We start from the raw sequence: 13,253 nt of genomic DNA, 5'->3' as shown, positions 1-13,253 counted from the left end.
AACAGGCGAGGTGAAAAGCAGTAGATGCACTCATGTTTTATCATCCGTGGTGCAGACGTTCTTGTCACAATGGACGACAGGCGCCGAGAGATTAAAGGCGGTGATGTCTTGGTGCGCGATGGCGTGATCGAAGCTGTCGGCGCATTGCTCTATGATGATGACGCTCAGATCATTGATGCGCGCGGCTGCGTTGTCACGCCGGGCCTCGTGAATACGCACCACCATCTGTTTCAAACTCTGACTCGTGCCGTACCTGAGGCACAAAACGCGTTACTGTTCGGCTGGCTGCAAAAACTCTATCCGATCTGGGCGAAGTTTACTCCGGATCACATACGTGTCTCAGCTATGGTTGGCTTGGCTGAATTGGCTTTTTCTGGCTGTTCTCTCACATCCGATCATCTGTATCTCTACCCCAACGGATCGCGTCTTGAGGATACGATAGATGCGGCCAATCAAGTCGGTCTACGCTTGCACGCAATGCGCGGCGCGATGAGCATCGGCGAAAGTGACGGCGGTTTGCCCCCCGACAGTTTGGTCGAGCGCGAAGGCGATATCTTGAACGACAGTTTACGCGTGATAGATGCTTTTCACGATCCAAATCCAGGCGCGATGATCCGTGTCGGCGTGGCGCCCTGTTCGCCATTTTCCGTCAGTCAAGATTTGATGCGCGATGCCGCGATTTTGGCGCGTGATAAGGGCGTGATGATGCACACGCATTTGGCGGAAAACGATGAAGATATCGCCTATTCTCTGAAAGCGTTTGGATGTCGGCCGGGTCAATACGCACAAGATTTGGGGTGGGTTGGACCTGACGTTTGGCACGCCCATTGCGTCAAATTGGATGTTTCAGAAATCGAGCTGTTTGCTAAAACAGGCACAGGCGTGGCTCATTGCCCCTGTTCCAATTGCAGGCTTGGATCAGGCATCGCCCCTGTGCGTGCGATGCGTGATGCGGGCGTGCCTGTGGGCCTTGGGGTCGATGGGTCGGCCTCAAATGACGCCAGCAATCTTGTGTCCGAGGCACGCCAAGCCATGCTGTTGCAGCGGGTGATGAATGGCGCAGATAAAATGAGCCCCCGTGAGGCGCTGGAAATTGCGACACGCGGTGGTGCGCAAGTGTTAGGTCGCGACGATCTGGGGCAAATCGCTGTGGGAATGCGCGCAGATATTGCGGTTTGGGATGTGTCAGATATCGAATCTTCCGGCAGTTGGGACCCCGCCGCTTTGTTGTTGGCGGGGCCAACACAGGTCAAACACCTGTTCGTTGAAGGCAAGCCTGTTGTAAAAGACGGTTGGCTCACGACGATGGACATGGCGCGCGTGTTGCAAGAGCAATCCAGATTGGTGCGTGGCCTGATGGACTTTTAAAGCGTCTATGGCGCAGTTGATAATTTTATGAGGAACCAAATCGATGTTGAAAATACCACTTTTCGGCTTGTGCGCCGCATTGGCGTTGACCGCCTGCCAAAGCCAAACAGGTGCGGGATTTACGCAAACAGTGCCCGTGCAGGTCAGTGGTGTGAATACCGCTATTGCGGCCGAGGGAGAAGTCTTATCCGCCATCAACGCTGAACGTGCGAACTACGGCTTGCAGCCTTTGGAGTACAATGGCCTGCTGACTCGCGCCGCACGCGGGCATGTGGACGATATGGTCAGCAATAACATTTTCTCGCACATTGGCTCTGGTGGTGGCACCGCAGCTGATCGTGCGCGGCAAGTGGGATATCAATATTGCATCGTAGGCGAAAACATCTCGATGGGGCACGCTTCGATCCAAGCCGCTGTGCAAGGCTGGATGGCCTCAAAAGGTCATCGTGATAACATCTTGAACCGCCGATTTAACGAGATCGGCATCGGGATTGGCGAAGGGGCGCGTTACGTGACGGTGTTTGGCAGTCGCTGCTAGATAGACATGTCAGGTGGGGCGCATCGCCCGTCCCATCACATAAGTCTCCACAATAGCCCGATCGTCGCCCATCATGATGGTCGGGAAAATCGCTTCCCAGACGTCTGTAGACTGCCGTGCGCGTTGCGCTATGGCGGGGGTGGAGGCCAAATCGATCACCGTCAAATCAGCCTCAATCCCGACAGCGATGCTGCCGATCTGGTGTTCTTGATGCAGCGCTTCGGATGATCCGCGTGTCGCGAGCCACAAGAGTTGAGCAGGGTGCAAGGCCGTGCCGCGCAATTGGCCGATTTCATAACTTGCCGCCATGGTGCGCAACATTGAAAAACTCGACCCGCCACCTGTATCCGTCGCTAGGCCCACACGCAGCCCGTCAGCTTTGCGCGCGGCCATGTCAAATAGACCTGAGCCGATAAACGTGTTGGAGGTCGGGCAATGAACCAGCGAGCTGCCAGTCTCTTGCAGCCGTGCGATTTCGCGCGGTTCCAAATAGATAGCATGGCCGAACAAAGCGCCTTTGCCGATCAGGCCGAACTGTTCATAGGTGTCCAAATAATCACGAGATTCGGGATAAAGTGATTTGACCCAAGCGACTTCGTCAGTTTGTTCGCTCAAATGAGTTTGCATCAAACAACTGGGGTTTTCGGCCCATAGTGCGCCAAGCGCCTCAAGCTGTTCAAGCGTCGAAGTCGGCGAAAACCGTGGTGTGATCGCATAGGTGGCGCGTGATTTTAGGTGCCAACGTTCAATCAGAGCTTTCGATTGATCATAAGCTGTCTGCGCCGTATCGCGCAGGCCTTCGGGTGCTGTGTCACGGTCCATGCAGGTTTTACCCGCGATAATGCGCATCCCGCGTGTCTCACCCGCTTCAAACAGGGCCTCTACAGATTCGGGGTGAATGGTGCAAAAGGATGTGACAGATGTCGTGCCATTGGCGAGCAGAAAATCCAAGTAAAGTGCTGCGATCTCGCGGGCGTAAGCGGCATCGTGAAACCGCTGCTCTTCGGGGAATGTATAGGTGTTGAGCCAGTCAATCAGCCGCTTGCCCCATGAGGCGATGATCCCTGTTTGCGGGTAATGCGCATGGGCATCGACAAACCCAGGCGTGATCAGGGCGTCACCATGGTCAATCACGGGTAAATCGGGGTGCTTGGTGCGCAAAACCGCCAGATCCGCGATGTCTTTGATGCGCCCATCCGCGATCTGCAGCGCACCGGCGCGCACTGTGACGGCCTCGGTTGGGGGCATCACAAACGGATCGCCGTGAAACGACAGGATTTGGCCTGCGATGATGCAGTCTTTTTGGGCATGAGGGATCATAGAAGGCTCCGATATGTGTTGCTGCAGTTTAGGGGGATGATTTTCGAAGGTAAATCGATCTTGCCTCTGTTTCTCAGGGCCGTCGTGACGTAAAGTCTGTAAAACAGGCACCTTAAAAGACCGCGAGCACATTATGGTCGAAGAGACAACACCCGAGACAGAAAACGACCCCCATGACGAGGATGCCTATGTACTAGCGCCGCGCCTGTTGTCGTCGATTATTTTTGCGCTGGAAACTCAGGACCAAGCGCAACTTGTCGCGCTGATGGAGCCGCTGCACGCGGCCGATATCGCCGATATTCTGGAGCAGGTGAACGCCTTTGATCGCCGGCGGATCATCGAATTGTACGGACGCGAGCTTGATGGTGAGATTCTGTCAGAAGTCGATGATGGTATTCGCGAAGAAGTCATAGCGCTCATGCGGCCAGAAGTCTTGGCCGATGCTGTGCGTGATTTGGATTCGGATGATGTTGTCGATCTGATCGAAGATCTTGAAGAGGGGGCACAAGAAACCATTCTGGCCTCTCTTGAGGACGCAGATCGTGTCGCCGTCGAGCAATCCTTGTCCTACCCAGAGTTCTCAGCTGGTCGTTTGATGCAGCGCGAGGTGGTGATGGGGCCAGAACACTGGACCGTTGGCCAAGCCATTGACTACATGCGCGAAGCCGAAGGGTTGCCAGAAGATTTCTATCACATGGTGATCACTGACCCTTTGTTGCATCCTATTGGTCATGTGACCTTGGGCAAAATCTTGGGCGCGCCACGGGCGCAAAAGCTGAATGATATTCTAGAGCCGGGGTTTCGCACCTTTCGCGTTGATGAGAGCGAATCCGATGTGGCCTACGCGTTCAACCAATACCATATGATTTCAGCGCCTGTCGTGGATGAAGATGACCGTTTGATCGGCGTGATTACCATCGATGACGCGATGAACGTGCTCGATGAAGAGCACGAGGAAGACATTCTGCGTCTGGCGGGGGTCGGTGAAGGCACCTTGACTGACCGCGTTTTTGATACGGTCAAACAGCGCTTGCCTTGGCTGGGGGTGAACCTGTTGACGGCCATCATGGCCTCATTGGTCATTTCCCAATTCGAAGGAACGATCACGGCTCTGGTCGCCTTGGCTGTGTTGATGCCCATCGTGGCTTCCATGGGTGGCAACGCCGGTACTCAAGCCCTGACTGTGGCGGTGCGCGCCATCGCCACACGCGATTTGACTGGCGCTAACGTTTGGCGGGTTATCCGTCGTGAAATTTTAGTCGGGTTGGTTAACGGGATTATATTCGCTGTTATCATGGGCTTGGTCGGCCTTGTATGGTTCGGATCACTGGCGCTGGGCGGTGTTATTGCCGTGGCCATGGTGATCAATTTGGTGGTTGCGGGACTTGCTGGTATAGGTGTGCCTGTCGTGCTTGAGCGGATCGGGGTTGATCCTGCTTTGGCCTCTGGCGCGTTTGTGACCACAGTGACGGATATTGTCGGTTTCTTCGCGTTCCTTGGGCTGGCCGCAACATTTTTGCTGTAAGCTGCGAAATTGTTGTCATCTGCGAAAGGGGCTGAGTTTTGAGTGATGTGAGCGTTGATCTGAAAGCGATAGCACGCAAACGGGCGTTGGCGCAGCGTGGCGCTGTTCATACGCGCGACCGCTGTCATACAGGGGTCGCCTCACAGCTTTTGGCGACATTTTTGGTGCCGCATTATGGTAAAGTGATCGCAGGCTATATGCCGATCAAATCAGAGATCGATCCATTGCCTGCAATGCGAGTTTTGTCTGAGCATGGCCCCATCGCAGTGCCTATTGTCGAAGTCAAAGCGGCACCGTTGCGGTTTGACCTGTGGACACCCAACACAGAGATGATTCCCGGTGCATTTGGGGCATCGGTGCCCAAGCGTTCTGTACCTGTCGTGCCGGATGTGCTGATCGTACCACTTGTGGCGTTCAATCGCGCGGGGCACCGATTGGGCTATGGTGGCGGGTTTTATGATCGCACCTTGGCCAAATTGCGTGCCGAGCGCGATATTCTTGCCGTTGGATTTGCCTATAGCGGGCAAGAAATGGCAGATTTCCCGACCTCGCGCTATGATGTGCCGTTGAACGCTATTGTCACCGAGAACGAAGTTTTCACCCTTTGACGCGCGGCTGTGCCTCTGTGTCCGTCACGCAGGGCTTGCGTTTTGGGGGCAAGGACGGGTAAGTCGTGACCATGAAAATCCTATTTCTCGGCGATATCGTCGGTCGCGCAGGGCGCGATGCGGTGATCCAGCGGCTTCCCACTTTGCGCAAAGAGTGGAAGCTCGATTTTATTGTGGTCAATGGTGAAAACTGCACCAATGGCATGGGGCTGTCTGCGGATCACGCCCGATTGTTGTTGGACGCGGGTGTCGATTGTTTGACCCTTGGCGATCACTCATTTGATCAACGCGATATGATGCAATTTTGTGAAACGGAAACGCGGATCATTCGCCCGATAAATTTTGCCAAGACCGCTCCTGGGCGTGGCATGCGCATCTTTGAAGATGCTCGCGGGCGTCGTATTTTGGTCGCGCAGATTTTGGGACAAGTGTTCATGAAGCGCGCCTTTGATGATCCGTTTTCAGCGCTTGACGAGGTGTTCATGCGTCATAAATTGGGCGGTCAAATTCAAGCCGCTTTGATCGATGTGCATTGCGAAGCCACGTCAGAAAAGATGGCTATGGGGCATTTTTGCGACGGCAAAGCCTCGGTCGTTGTTGGCACGCACACCCATGTGTGCACTGGCGATGCGCAGATATTGCCGGGTGGCACGGCTTATCTGACCGATGCCGGCATGTGTGGCGATTACAATTCGGTCATTGGCATGGATAAAGCTGAGCCCTTGCGCCGTTTTATCACCGGCATGTCCAAAGGGCGTTTTGAACCGGCAAAAGGCGAGGCAACCCTATCAGGTGTTTATGTCGAAACCGATGATCGCACAGGCTTGGCCACGCGAGTGAAACAAATTCGTCATGGCGGACGGTTGGAACAAAGCCATCCGTAGCGGTGATCTTTCGACCTGACTTTGTGACATTTCTCACCGTTTTGCTGGCTCGGGCCTCATAGGGGCATTTTGCCGCTTGTAGTGTCTTTGCATCCGCGTCCATTATGGACAATATGTGCAATTGGATATTGAGGCGGCATGGAGATTTTTCATTTTGATCCGATGACACAAGCCATTGTGTCCTTGGTGGTGGTCGGTTTCATGTTCGTGCTGTTTGTGCGCGAGGTTTTTCCGACTGAGGTGGTGGCCTTGGCTGGCGCTGCTTTGATGATTGTCTTTGGCATCTTGCCTTATGACGCAGGTCTGGCCGTGTTGTCTAACCCAGCGCCTTGGACCATCGCGGCGATGTTTGTTGTCATGGGCGCTTTGGTGCGCACCGGCGGGTTAGAATGGTTCACGCGTCTTGCTGGGCTGCATGCAGAAAAACGCCCCTCTTTATCTATCGCGATGCTTTTGGGCGTAGTTGTGATTTTATCGGCCTTTGTAGCCAACACGCCTGTTGTCGTTGTGATGATCCCAGTCTTTGTTCAACTGAGTTCCAAGTTGGGGGTGTCTGCCTCTAAGCTTTTGATTCCATTGTCTTACTCCGCTATTATGGGGGGCACAATGACGTTGATCGGTACATCGACAAACTTGCTTGTTGATGGTGTCGCGCGCGCCGAGGGGCTTGAGCCGTTTTCCATTTTCGAGGTCTCTATCTTAGGGGTGATCATCGTCGTTTGGGGCATGATCTATCTGTATTTCATTGGACGGCACCTGCTGCCGGAACGCGACAGCTTGGCCAATATGCTCAGTGGCTCGCGCGCCAAGATGAAGTTTTTCACCGAAGCCATCGTGCCCCCCGATAGCAACTTGATCGGGCGCGAGGTTTTGGATGTTCAGTTGTTTAAGCGCGAAGGTGTGCGGTTGATTGATGTTGTGCGCGGGGACAATTCGCTGCGCCACGCGTTGAATGGTGTCGTTTTAGAGGTCGGAGATCGCATCATTTTGCGTTCAAAAATTTCGGAACTTTTGAGCCTGCAACGCGATAAATCGCTTAAGCGGGTTGATCAGGTTTCTGCCGTTGAAACCACCACCGTTGAAACCTTGATCACGCCGGGCTGTAAAATGGTCGGACGCTCGCTGACCTCTATGCGATTGCGTCGTCGTTACGGGATTTACGTTTTAGCTGTGCATCGGCGCAATCAAAATGTCGGCCAAAAGATCAATGATCTTGTCGTGCGAGTCGGGGACACTTTGCTGATTGAGGGCGCGCCTGCGGATATTCAAAGGCTCGCGTCTGATATGGATTTAGGCGATGTGTCCAAACCGACGGAACGTGCTTATCATCGATCCCATGCGCCGATTGCGCTGATTGCAATGTTTTCGATCGTGATTTTGGCCGCGCTTGGTGTGGCTCCGATTTTGATGCTGTCTGTGGTCTCAGTTGCTGTTGTCTTGGTGACGCGCTGTATCGACGCCGAAGAAGCGTTTTCGTTTGTCGACATTCGCCTGCTGACACTGATCTTTTCGATGTTGGCGGTAGGGGCTTCGCTTCAGGCCTCAGGTGCTGTGACTATGATCGTCGGATGGGTTGCACCTTTGCTTGAAGGCTTGCCGATTTTCTTTGTGATTTGGGCCGTCTATTTGATGACCTCTGTGTTGACCGAACTGGTGTCTAACAACGCGGTGGCGGTGGTCGTCACGCCGATTGCCATCGCTTTGGGACATCAAATGGGGCTTGATCCACGCGGTCTTGTCGTGGCTGTCATGGTGGCCGCCTCTGCCAGTTTTGCTACGCCAATTGGCTATCAAACCAACACGATGGTTTACGGCCCAGGTGGGTACAAGTTCACCGATTACATGAAAGTGGGCATACCGCTAAACATATCAATCGGTTTGCTTGCCTCAGCCGTGATCCCGTTTTTATGGCCGCTTTAAACATAATTACAGCCCATTTGCATATTTAGACGCCCCCCGTGGCCTTGCAGGTCAGGGGGTGCATCGCCTATACGGGTGCAAAGCTGAAATTCTAGTGCGGAGGCTCCTCATGGCAGGCCATTCAAAATGGGCAAACATCCAACACCGTAAAGGTCGTCAGGACAAAATACGCTCGAAACTCTTTTCTAAGCTGGCCAAGGAAATCACCGTGGCAGCCAAAATGGGTGACCCTGATCCCGACAAAAACCCGCGTTTGCGTATGGCTGTGAAAGAGGCGAAATCTGTTTCTGTGCCCAAGGACGTGATTGATCGCGCGATCAAAAAAGCCATCGGCGGCGATGCAGAAAACTACGATGAAATCCGTTATGAGGGCTACGGTCCAAATGGCGTGGCCGTGATTGTGGAAACCATGACGGACAACCGCAATCGCACTGCCTCGACTGTGCGCTCCACGTTTTCTAAAAACGGTGGCAACCTTGGTGAAACCGGTTCTGTTGGCTTTATGTTCGACCGCAAAGGTTCGATCACTTACCCCGCATCCGTTGGCGATGCCGACACCGTGATGATGGCGGCGATTGAGGCGGGCGCGGAAGATGTCGAAAGCACAGAAGAGGGTCACGTGATCACCTGTGAAGGCACAGACCTGCACGAAGTTTCAACAGCGCTTGAGGCTGAGTTGGGCGAATCTGAAAGCACCAAGTTGATCTGGCAGCCAAATATTCAAACCGAACTTGATCTTGAAGGCATGGAAAAGTTGATGAAGCTTGTCGATGCTTTGGAAGATGATGACGACGTGCAAACAGTCACCACGAATTTTGAGGCCTCTGACGAGGTTATGGAACAGCTCGGCTAAGCCTTGTTTTCTATTTTTTTCAAAGCCCTGCCGGTTTTCCGTGCGGGGCTTTTTTATGGCTGGACCAGTGCAGCACGCGCGGCTTTGCGTACTGAGGCCGTTAATCCGCGCAAAGGTGCTTTAACCGCGCGCGAGACATGCCAGAATAAATCGATGTCCAATGGCGTGTCCGGGATCAGTTCGCACAGTTGCCCTTTGGCCTGTGCCGTTTGAAAAGAGTGCTCAGGGTTTAAGCCCCAGCCCAGCCCAGCAATTGCGCCATCTAAAAATGCTTGTGTCGAAGGTAGGCGGTGATGGGGCAGGGCGAGTTTGTGCCCTATGTGGTGTTCCACCCAAGTGTCTTGTAGTTGATCTTTGGAACTGTAAATCATCGCGGGTGCGGCGCTTAGACTGTGCGCCGAGATCCCCTGTTGGAAGTGTTTGGCCACAAACTTGGGCGACGCGGTGGCGCGGTAACGTTGCGCGCCCAAAGCAAAGCTGTCGCAGCCCGCAATCGGTCCCGCATGTGAAGACACTGCAGCGGCCACGTCACCACGTTTGAGCCAATCCCCAGCTGTATCTTGATCATCGATTTCCAAATCAAACATCAAGCCGTCAACAGGGGCGAGCGCATCGACGAACCATGTGGCAAGACTGTCGGCGTTCACGGCAATACGCACGGTTTTCGGTGTCGCCGCGTTTGGAAAGATATCTTGCGATAGCTCGGCTTCCAACAGTCCGACATCTTCGGCATGCCGCGCCAACCGTTTACCGATGTCTGTGCCTGTGCACGGCGTGCCACGTATTACCAAGGCGCATCCGTGACGCTCTTCTAATGCTTTGATGCGCTGCGAAATGGCTGATGGTGTCACCCCCAGCATTTTGGCTGCATGATCAAAAGACCCGCCGCGTAGTACGGCCGCGAGAGCATCGAGGCTTGCATAATCAAGCATTAGATTTCCTTCATTTGACTTAGTAATATTTACTATCACTAAGCTTTGTGTCGCGCTAGACAGTTGGCGAAACGAAAGGATAAACCATGTACGCAGCCATCACCGGATTTATCACAGGCCTGTCTTTGATCGTGGCAATTGGCAGTCAAAATGCTTTTGTTCTGCGCCAAGGTCTGCGATGTGCGCATGTTTTGCCTATCGTCATCGTCTGTGCGTTGTCTGATGCGATTCTTATTTGCATCGGCGTCTTTGCATCATCTTGGATCGCCACAGCGATGCCTTTGGCCTTGCCGGTGATGCGCTGGGGTGGTGTGGTGTTTTTGACGGTCTATGGCGGGCTTGCGTTGCGTTCTGCGTGGCGCGGCGGACAACATTTGATGCCTGCTGGGGGCGCCACCCAATCCTTGGTGGCTGCGCTCTCCACCTGTTTGATGCTGACATGGCTCAATCCGCATGTATACTTGGACACTGTGGTGCTTTTGGGCGCGATTTCGACTGAATTTGGCACATCGTCTGGCCTGTTTGCTTTGGGGGCTGTGACGGGATCGACAGTGTTCTTTTTTGCGCTTGGTTTTGGCGCTCGTTTACTCGCGCCGCTCTTTGCCAAAGAGATGTCGTGGCGGGTTTTGGACGGGTCCATCTGCCTAATCATGTGGTCAATCGCATTAAATTTGAGTGTTAGCGCCTAAGGTCACTTGTGCTTTTCGGGGCAAAGGCAGATGTTCGCCGAATGACACAATCTGCACAATCCAGACCCCTCGCAGGCATCCTTTGGATGTCGATCACCACCATCAGTTTCGTCACGATGAATGTTTTGGTCAAATACGTGGGCACAGGGTTGCCTGTGGTTCAAACTGCATTTTTACGCTTCGTCTTGGGATTGGTGTTTTTGATACCAATGCTTAAAATGGTCCGCTCTGTGGTCTACACGCGCGAAATCGTCGGCTTGATGGTGGGGCGCGGAGTCATCCATACGATCGCTGTGTTGTTGTGGTTTTATGCTATGACGCGCATTCCGATCGCCGAAGTCACCGCGATGAACTTTATGAACCCGATTTATGTCACAATTGGAGCGGTGTTTTTCTTTCGTGAAAAAATCGCAGCGCCGCGCATCATCGCGTTGATTGTTGCTGTTATTGGCGGGCTTGTCGTGTTGCGCCCTGGGTTTCGTGAACTTGATCCCGGCCATATCGCGATGATGTTTACACCGATCGCGGGCGCGGGAAGTTATTTGTTTGCCAATGCCTTGTCGCGTCGTGTGCCGGCCACTGTGGTGGTCTTTATGCTATCGACCATTGTGCCTTTGCTGCTGTTGCCGTTGGTTATACCTGTTTGGCAAACGCCAACCATGCTTGAGCTGCTGTTGCTGTTCTGTACGTCTTTTTTCGCCACGCTGGCACATTACTGTATGACACGTGCGTTTGCCTGTGCGCCGCAATCCGTCATTCAGCCGGTTTCGTTTTTACAGTTGCTTTGGGCCACAGTGTTTGGTGCGGCTCTATTTGGTGAAGGCTTTGATAGCTTTGTGATCTTTGGCGGTCTTATGATCATGGCTTCGGTCACATTCATTACGATTCGCGAAGCCCGCACCAAAAGTCGGACGGAATCAGCAAAAGCGCTTCATTAAACGTTTCACGAGTTGATCCCAATCAAGGTCTGACGGTCTGAAATGCTGGACAGTTGAATCAAGAAATGGATCAAAGGAGACGCACTATGTCCAATACACCACACGAATTGTCAGCTGATTTTCCCGAGCTTGCAGATAAAATCTCTGCGTTGAAAGCCGCTGATGCGCATTTCGCGCGCCGGATGGAAGAGTACCATGAGCTTAACCGCGAAGTGCATCGCGCTGAGACGGATGTAGAACCCATGGAAGATTTGGCGCAGGCGGAATTGCGTAAAAAACGCATGGCGCTGAAAGACGAGTTGTATCAGATGCTTTCCGCTGCGGCTTAAGTCGCGCCTGAAGGCAGATTTGAGTTTATAAAGCTGAGGACATGTTAACCGTAAGGTAACATGTCCTCTTGCTTTTGTTCCTGTTTTACCCCAAATGCTGAGGTGTGAGATGGGGTATTATACAATATGTTGCGGTCTTTTCGGCCGTTGTGGGGCTAGGAGTGGCTTTTCCCTCTGTGAAAACAGGTCGGGTAGAGGCTGCACAATCCCCAAGTGTCGCGGCCTCTGGGCCTCAAGACAGCTCGCCTCAGTATACTGGCGCAGCACGCATTATTGATGGCGATACATTGGCCTTGGGTGAGGTAAAGATTCGCCTTCACGGGATTGACGCTCCCGAAATTGCGCAAACCTGTAGTGACATGCATGGTGCCATCTGGACCTGCGGGCAGTGGTCGAAAGCGGCGCTTGAGCGGCTTGCGACTGGCACGATCACATGTGTGCAAAAAGACATCGATCGCTATGGGCGCATTGTTGGGACGTGCTTTGCCCAAGGCGTCGATATGAACGCCGCGATGGTCGCCAAGGGCGCTGCCTTTGCCTATGTGCAATATTCTCGTGATTACGTCAGCCATGAAGCCCAAGCGCGCCGTGTGGCTGCTGGTATGTGGCGTTCTGGGGTTCAGGCTCCATCTGATTATCGTAGCGACAAACGGGCCGCCACACAGGCCCGACAGGCGGCCGCAGAGGTTCCAAGCCCAGAGGGATGCGCCATCAAGGGTAATATTTCAAAATCGGGACGTCTGTACCACCTACCAGGATCACGTTGGTATGATGGCACGCGTATCAATGAGGGGCAGGGGGAGCGGTGGTTCTGCTCGGAAAACGATGCAAAGGCCGCAGGCTGGCGTGCGGCGCGTGGCTAATGCTTGTTGTGTGGTGATGTTGTTATCGTGTTGTTTTGTAATAATATTTTTGAACATTTTTCGCCGAACGGGCGCTGATGTGCACCAAGACATGAGCGGGACGTGAAAAGAAGTTTACATTAATTGCACAAAGCCTCTTGTGTCCGCCCGATGCATTCGGTAAATCGCCCTCACCGGGTCGTTAGCTCAGTTGGTAGAGCGCTTCGTTTACACCGAAGATGTCGGGAGTTCGAGCCTCTCACGACCCACCATTTCTCCTTTGTTTCAGAATGTATCCACATTACATCAGGCGCTCTGCTTGTCTTTAACCTATGTTGTGGCCCGTGCATTTGAGGCGAAGCATTTTTTTTACAAACCAACTCACATTTCGTGCATATGGCGCTTGACGCGCAGCCCGCCGAGCCATAGAACGCCACAACGTTCAGACGGTAACGTCGGAATGGTAGCGAGCGGTTGTAGCTCAGTTGGTTAGAGTACCGGCCTGTC

General features: G+C 53.5%; 13 protein-coding genes and 1 tRNA gene. 12 read left to right on the top strand and 2 right to left on the bottom strand.

The features are described 5' to 3' along the window. Positions 1-24: 24 nt before the first annotated feature. Together KO503_RS15505 and KO503_RS15500 are read left to right on the top strand one after the other, a co-directional pair. On the top strand, positions 25-1,368 hold the full coding sequence (locus KO503_RS15505; protein ID WP_215992461.1) for an 8-oxoguanine deaminase: 1,344 nt from the start codon (positions 25-27) through the stop codon (positions 1,366-1,368). Positions 1,369-1,411: 43 nt separating this feature from the next. Beyond that, positions 1,412-1,906 (top strand): CAP domain-containing protein, encoded by a 495-nt coding sequence (locus KO503_RS15500; RefSeq protein WP_215992460.1) that lies wholly within the window; start codon positions 1,412-1,414, stop codon positions 1,904-1,906. Positions 1,907-1,915: 9 nt separating this feature from the next. Here the strand turns inward: KO503_RS15500 and guaD are convergent, their stop codons facing one another. Beyond that, entirely contained in the window at positions 1,916-3,226 is a 1,311-nt protein-coding gene (guaD, locus tag KO503_RS15495; RefSeq protein WP_215992459.1) for a guanine deaminase, read from the bottom strand. A 133-nt stretch (positions 3,227-3,359) separates the two neighbouring features. Between guaD and mgtE the strand changes: the two genes are divergently transcribed. The 5 genes from mgtE (at position 3,360) to KO503_RS15470 (ending at position 9,016) form a co-directional block, all read left to right on the top strand. Beyond that, positions 3,360-4,751, top strand: a complete 1,392-nt coding sequence (mgtE, locus tag KO503_RS15490) for a magnesium transporter (RefSeq protein ID WP_215992458.1) — start codon at positions 3,360-3,362, stop codon at positions 4,749-4,751. 38 nt (positions 4,752-4,789) lie between these two features. Next, a complete protein-coding gene (locus tag KO503_RS15485) occupies positions 4,790-5,359 on the top strand; it encodes a 5-formyltetrahydrofolate cyclo-ligase (protein WP_215992457.1) in 570 nt (189 codons plus the stop codon). Positions 5,360-5,430: 71 nt separating this feature from the next. Further along, positions 5,431-6,243, top strand: a complete 813-nt coding sequence (locus KO503_RS15480; protein WP_215945354.1) for a TIGR00282 family metallophosphoesterase — start codon at positions 5,431-5,433, stop codon at positions 6,241-6,243. Between the two features lie 138 nt (positions 6,244-6,381). Next, positions 6,382-8,163 carry an SLC13 family permease gene (locus tag KO503_RS15475; RefSeq protein WP_215992456.1) on the top strand — a complete coding sequence of 594 codons (1,782 nt, stop codon included), beginning with the start codon at positions 6,382-6,384 and terminating at the stop codon, positions 8,161-8,163. Between the two features lie 109 nt (positions 8,164-8,272). Continuing rightward, positions 8,273-9,016 carry a YebC/PmpR family DNA-binding transcriptional regulator gene (locus KO503_RS15470; protein WP_215992455.1) on the top strand — a complete coding sequence of 248 codons (744 nt, stop codon included), beginning with the start codon at positions 8,273-8,275 and terminating at the stop codon, positions 9,014-9,016. Positions 9,017-9,069: 53 nt separating this feature from the next. Here the strand turns inward: KO503_RS15470 and KO503_RS15465 are convergent, their stop codons facing one another. Next, positions 9,070-9,948, bottom strand: a complete 879-nt coding sequence (locus tag KO503_RS15465) for a LysR family transcriptional regulator ArgP (protein ID WP_215992454.1) — start codon at positions 9,946-9,948, stop codon at positions 9,070-9,072. An 86-nt stretch (positions 9,949-10,034) separates the two neighbouring features. On the opposite strand from KO503_RS15465, the gene KO503_RS15460 reads away from it, so the two are divergent. From KO503_RS15460 to KO503_RS15440, 5 genes are all read left to right on the top strand, one after another. Then, complete coding sequence (locus KO503_RS15460) at positions 10,035-10,637, top strand: LysE/ArgO family amino acid transporter (RefSeq protein ID WP_215992453.1); 603 nt, start codon at positions 10,035-10,037, stop codon at positions 10,635-10,637. Positions 10,638-10,678: 41 nt separating this feature from the next. After that, positions 10,679-11,575 carry a DMT family transporter gene (locus KO503_RS15455; protein WP_215992452.1) on the top strand — a complete coding sequence of 299 codons (897 nt, stop codon included), beginning with the start codon at positions 10,679-10,681 and terminating at the stop codon, positions 11,573-11,575. Between the two features lie 86 nt (positions 11,576-11,661). Then, positions 11,662-11,904: a YdcH family protein gene (locus KO503_RS15450; RefSeq protein ID WP_215992451.1), complete on the top strand. Its 243-nt coding sequence runs from the start codon at positions 11,662-11,664 to the stop codon at positions 11,902-11,904. A gap of 161 nt (positions 11,905-12,065) precedes the next feature. Beyond that, complete coding sequence (locus KO503_RS15445) at positions 12,066-12,767, top strand: thermonuclease family protein (RefSeq protein WP_303505700.1); 702 nt, start codon at positions 12,066-12,068, stop codon at positions 12,765-12,767. Between the two features lie 175 nt (positions 12,768-12,942). After that, a tRNA-Val gene (locus KO503_RS15440) sits at positions 12,943-13,018 on the top strand. Positions 13,019-13,253 lie beyond the last annotated feature (235 nt).

The sequence above is a fragment of the Pacificibacter marinus genome, assembly GCF_018860505.1.
Classification (GTDB): Bacteria; Pseudomonadota; Alphaproteobacteria; order Rhodobacterales; family Rhodobacteraceae; genus Celeribacter; species Celeribacter marinus_B.
This window is presented reverse-complemented; position numbering and strand designations above follow the sequence as displayed.